The 5,544-nt window shown below is 59.8% G+C and carries 6 protein-coding genes; 5 read left to right on the top strand and 1 reads right to left on the bottom strand.

Features of this window, described 5'->3' with window-relative positions:
• From EDC25_RS14940 to EDC25_RS14395, 5 genes are all read left to right on the top strand, one after another.
• On the top strand, positions 1–197 hold a 197-nt coding region (locus tag EDC25_RS14940), incomplete at its 5' end, for a hypothetical protein (RefSeq protein WP_207905723.1).
• Positions 198–237: 40 nt separating this feature from the next.
• Positions 238–546 carry a hypothetical protein gene (locus EDC25_RS14380; RefSeq protein ID WP_132577775.1) on the top strand — a complete coding sequence of 103 codons (309 nt, stop codon included), beginning with the start codon at positions 238–240 and terminating at the stop codon, positions 544–546.
• Between the two features lie 144 nt (positions 547–690).
• On the top strand, positions 691–1,842 hold the full coding sequence (locus tag EDC25_RS14385; RefSeq protein WP_132577777.1) for a S1 family peptidase: 1,152 nt from the start codon (positions 691–693) through the stop codon (positions 1,840–1,842).
• A gap of 80 nt (positions 1,843–1,922) precedes the next feature.
• Entirely contained in the window at positions 1,923–3,914 is a 1,992-nt protein-coding gene (locus EDC25_RS14390) for a hypothetical protein (RefSeq protein WP_123520792.1), read from the top strand.
• Positions 3,915–4,044: 130 nt separating this feature from the next.
• Complete coding sequence (locus EDC25_RS14395) at positions 4,045–4,728, top strand: YdcF family protein (RefSeq protein ID WP_164483870.1); 684 nt, start codon at positions 4,045–4,047, stop codon at positions 4,726–4,728.
• Positions 4,729–5,386: 658 nt separating this feature from the next.
• Here EDC25_RS14395 and EDC25_RS14405 read toward each other — a convergent pair.
• Positions 5,387–5,544 (bottom strand): transposase domain-containing protein (locus EDC25_RS14405; protein WP_132577779.1); only part of this gene is annotated, 158 nt, incomplete at its 5' end.

Here is a 5,544-nt window from a genome sequence, read left to right on the forward strand (position 1 = left end):
ACATCTGCACCACGCATCGCACGCCCTCGCTATACCTGAGTGCGGTATCGCAAATCGAAGGCGGCAAAGCAAGCGCTGGCGCGGGAGAAAAGCAAAAGGCTGCTAGGGACGCCACCAGTCAACTCGCGGGGCAATTCGATCCAGCTGCGTACCGTTTTCCTTTAAATGCGAAAATGAACGCGCAAAATGTGACCTAGTAAGAAACGTTTAACATGCCGATCTGCGTTGTGTGCTTTCATGCCAGCGTTCGCCGCCAATCCGGTTGCGAGCAGCGGCACGTGTGAAGGCGACTATTCACGCATGCATGACCTTTTCCTGGCGGAGGGTGTGTCATGTCCGAAAGCAAAGCAAAGCAAAGCAAGGTTGTGGCTGGCGTTGAGTGCGGCCATGTTGGGATCAGCATTGTGCGCATCCGCACAAAGTGTTGGTGATGTTCGTCACTATGAAGTCACGACTTTGGCGTCAGTCATGGCGCTGTATGGTCTGAATGAGACCGAAGCGGCCGAACGGTTGAATGCGGAAGGTCGGGCAGCCGAACTGGACTAACATATCCGATCCATCGGCCTGGCCGGCTATGCTGGCAGCTGGTTCGACGCGAATACGCTGTCACTCAAAGTCGCCAGCGCCGAGCCGGCTGATTCTCATCTCATCCGACACCTTGGCGCACTGCCTGTAAGCGCAGATTGGTCCTTGGAGCAGCTCCGGAACGCGCGTGCGGATGCGGTGTTGCGGTTGAAAGTCTCCTTGCCGGCCGGAACGGTGACCCGTGCGAGTGTCGACGTAATCAGAAACCGTGTTGTCATCGGTGTTGCGCGAAACGAACTGGAAGCAGCTCAGGCAAGCCTTGGAGCGACGGATGTGCCAGTTATTCTGATTGCAGCACAGCACCCGCCGACATTTTCGTCCGGGCCGGTTCTCGGCGCTAATGGAACCAGGAACGCGACGTGGGCAGGTCTTCCGGCTGGTGGTGTTTTTCCGTGCTCCATCGGTGTATCGGTCAACGACGGTTTCCTGTTTGCTGGGCACTGCGTAGATCCGGGTGATGAGATCGAAACACCCGGCGGCTTGAAGTATGGCGAGGTCGTGGACGGCACTTTTGACGGCCTCATCGGTGGGCCGCAGGATGCTGCGTGGGTGGAAACTGAGCCGGGCTGGACTCCTGTGCCACAGATCAACGGCTACAGCGATGGTACGCTTTCGGTGCCTGCCGTTTGGAGCGGAATGCTCAAGGCAACGTTGGGTGCCACGGTCTGCCGCTACGGTCAAACTACGTTCGGTCCGCATTGTGGAACGATCACCGACATGGATGCCGACTTGATGTTTCAGAGTTGGTACGAAATGGAAGGGCTGGTCGAAGTCTCCGATAGCTGTACGGAAGATGGGGATTCCGTCGGACCTCATATTGCTGCGGCCACCGGTCAGATCCAAGGTGTCAATGTAGGAGGCGGTGCGGGTTTGGATGGGTTTTCGCCGGCGACCTGTCCAAAGCCACCACCCGCGGTGCAGCCGAGCAGCCGCAAGGTGTATTTCCAGCCTGTCGAGCAGGCATTGAACCTCATGGGGCGTACCATGCTGACTACCCATGGCGCGGCAGCTCCAGTTGTTGAAAACAACTTCTGCGAGGGGTTGGGCTGGGGCCAGTTCATGTGCTACACCGGCTTCCGCTCGCAAGGCTCGACATCACTGAGCTGGGGCTACGGTACTCAATCTGGATCCGGCACCAGTTTCGGCGGTATTTGCCCCAGCAACGGGCCTACGTCCGCATCGCTGACAGTCAGCAACCCCTACGGGAACAGCACAGTCAACACTCCGTTCTATTGCTACAGCGGCTCGCCACCTTGATGGACGGCGACAGGTGAGCGGCCTCGCCGCTCACCTGTTTCGCTGCCGTTGCGGGCTGAATTCGGGTTAAGGAGTTTGATATGAAGAACATGACAAGCTTGCCAGGCCGCTTGCTGTCGGTCGCGGTCCTGGTTATCGCTGGCACCACATTCGCCTGGGCGCAGGGCATGACGATCCGTTCCGGCCACGCCGGACATTGGTACTCCCTTGACCGCAGCGGTGAAGGCTGGGTGCTGGAGCTGCGTGATGCAGGCAATGCCTGGCTGTACTGGTTCACTTACGATGGCCAAGGCAGGCAGCGCTGGTTGACGGCGGCGGGCCAGGTCGTGCCCGATGGTGATGGCGGTCAACGCATCGACTTTCCGCAACTGGTGGTGACCCGCGGTGCGCGGTTCGGCGCTGCCTTTGATCCGGATGATGTGGTGCGAGAAGATGTAGGTTCGGCCAGTTTTCGCTTTGATGATTGCGACAACGGGCAGTTCAGTTACAGCGCATTCAATCAGAGCCAGAGTTTCAACGTACAACGTCTGGCCCATGTGATGGGTACCCGTTGCGAGACGCCGCATGGTGTAACCGGCCGCGAGGTGGCCGGCCACGCGGGACAAAGTGGTTCGTGGTACGACCTGGCGCACAATGGCGAAGGCTACGCACTGCATTGGTCCAGCCCCAATCAGGCGATCGTGACCTGGTACAGCTACGACGGGCAGGGCAACCAATACTGGATGCTCGGCACCGGCCAGCTTGATGCCGAGGGAAGGATTCACTTTCCCGATGTTCATGCCACACGGGGCGCCCGCTTTGGTGCCGCCTTCGATCCGGACGATGTCGAGCGCTTCGCCTGGGGCGAGCTGACGTTCGAACTGGCGTGTGATGGCGGCAGCGCCAGCTACGCTTCCGTATTGCCGGCTTTTGGCGCCGGAGCATTCGACCTCACCCGTCTGACCAGCCTGCACGAAGTGGCCTGTCCCTGGCAGCGGCCGAAGCTTATCGACTTGTACGAACTCAGTTTCACCGAGTTGCAGGTCGATCATGGGCCGTTCGTAGCGCATATCGAAGTGCAGAACATCTCAGACGACGGTTTGATCGTTGCGACCAGAAAGAAGGAGAATGGTAGAAGTGAGGTATTAAAAGCGACTGTCGATAAGGCGGAGTGGGAAGTTATAGCAGATCAAGCATTGAGGGGTATGGATTCGTTTGCCCTGATATCGCCCGATGGTTCATCGATATTCTCAACACGACACGACAGCAGCACTGTTCGAGATGCGAAGCCTTCAGTTTGGAGTGAAGGAGTCTGGAGCCTGATCGATGAGGCGGCGCTGCTTGGTGCCCGCATGGATGGTGCCTCGCCGAATCGAAGCGTTATCGTCGGTCGAAAGCGCAATGAGACCAATGCTGGCGATCGCCCTTGGAAATGGAGATCAAGTACCGGGATTGAGCTGTTGGGTGTCAGTGACGAGATTGGAGGTGGAACACCGAGGGCGGCCTCCGATGATGGCGGTGTCGTAGTCGGTATTACGGTGCGACTGATTAATGGCATGCCAAGGCGTCCAGCTGTTCGTTGGATGGACGACCAGCCTCCGGAGTTGCTACGCGACAATGACGGGCACGAACTGGCATGGGCCTTGTCCGTGAGTTCTGATGGCGGATTGGTCTTTGGAGTTGATCAGGTGGTCCCCAGCGCCAATCACCCCAACGCCGGGCAAGCATGGTGGTGGCAGGCGCCGGGCCGTATGGCCTACCTCGGCACACCTGATGATGCGGTGATCCACTATTACGCACCATTCTGGGTGGCGGATGTTACACACGATGGCAACATGGTGGTGGGGAGCTATGCCAATGACCAAACCGCTGGCTCTGACGCGTATATCTGGACGCAGCACACGGGTATTGTGAGCGTGAGCCGAATTCTTCATGAGTCTGAAATTGCGTCGGATTGGACCAGTCGGAGCGCGGTGAGTGTGACGACGCATGGTGATCGTATCCTCCTGAGCGGCAGTGTCGAAGCGACGCGACCCGGTGAGCTTTCGGTAATGAGAGCAGCGGTCATTCGCTTGATGCCGCGTAATTGGTAAGAGCGGGTTTTCTGTCGCGGCGTCATATGCAGAGCTTTTGTTTGGGCGGTTAGCCACACCGGTGCACTGTGGCGGTCGGTCGGTCGTGCCCTTGTTTTGCTGACGTGACGGAGGCGGAAGGAGTTCACTGGTGTCGGGCAATCCCCGCTGGCGCAACGGTTCACCCTGGCGCGATCCGGACATCCTGCACGTGCTGGTCGTCGGAGCGCCGGCGACGCTGCTCAGTGCCGGCCTGGTCTACCTGTGGTTCCTGCGCCGCACCTGGTCGGTGGCGCGCGGCGCCGGCCGCGATCCCGGCGATGCCCGCAGTGTCATCGTCTTCGGCAAGCAACTGCGCGACGGCCGCCCCGACGCCGAGTTCCGTTGCCGCCTGCGTCACGCCTTGCGCCTGCTGCGCGCGCATCCGCAGCTGCCGCTGCTGCTCACCGGCGGCCACAGCGATGGCCCGGAGCATCCCAGCGAGGCGGAAGCGGCACGGCGCTGGCTGCTGCGGCGCATGCCCGAGGCGGCGCCGCGCCTGCACATCGAACAGCGCTCGCGCGACACCGTCGACAATCTGCGCGAAGTGCGCGCCCTGTTGCCACCCGGGCCGGTGGCGCTGCTCAGCAACCGCTACCACCTGGCACGCTGCCAGGCGCTGGCGCGCAGCCTGGACATCGACGCCCGCGTCTGCGCCGCCGAACCGGCGCTGCGCCTGTCGGCGGCGACCTGCAACCGCCTCGTCCTGGAAGCCGGCTACCACACGCTGTTCGTCGTCGGCAGCGCCTGGGCGCGGCTGATCGGCCACCGGCGCATGCTCTCGCGCGTGCGCTGAGGCGAAGTGTCGTGCCGCCCGTACTGGATGTCACCACCGGGATCGCCATCGTCGATGCAAAAAGTCGAATGCCAACGATATGCACTGCTCTACGCCTGTTGAGATCACCTGCAATTCGCTCTGTCAGCGTCTCTCCGATCCGGGCAATCTCGATGTCAGGGGTGATTTCGAGAAGCTTCTGCCCTTGCGAAACCAACTCTCCCTCTCGAACCAGTAGGTTTACTACGGTACCGCTGGTATTTGAATTGACGTCAACAATTCCGCCTTTCGGCACTACCCGACCTACGACGACTTCCCGTGGCGCATAACGTCCAAATATGATAAGCGCCACGATTACACAGATTATCACAACGGCCATATTTGCGGCTAACCAACCAAAGCGCGCCCTAGGCAGATGCACAGAGCCGAGCCAGTCTGTTTTACGGCCTTCATAGACCTCTGTTCTGAATAGACCATTGGTCATATCCTGCGGCGGCCATTGCGTCAGATGATCATAATATTGTTGTTGGCCGATTCAACTGCGGGCGTATAACTTACCCTGATACCTTAGGCTGATGCGCGCATGTGCGGACAGTCAGTGGAATACAAAACGGGTGAATTTTATATAATCGGATTGATGAGACGTAAGCGTCCGGTAAGGACACCCCCACCCCCGGATTCAATCGCGCCGCAGCGGCAGTAAGCTGTCGATGTCGCGATTGAGGGTGGTCGGCAGGTGCACCAGGGTGTTTTCCAGCCAGGCGTGCGGCTCGATGCCGTTAGCCTTGGCGGTGGCGAGCAGGCTCATGATGGCGGCGGCCCGGCGGCCGGCCTGTT

The organism is Pseudofulvimonas gallinarii, assembly GCF_004343305.1.
In the GTDB taxonomy this organism is placed as follows: Bacteria; Pseudomonadota; Gammaproteobacteria; order Xanthomonadales; family UBA2363; genus Pseudofulvimonas; species Pseudofulvimonas gallinarii.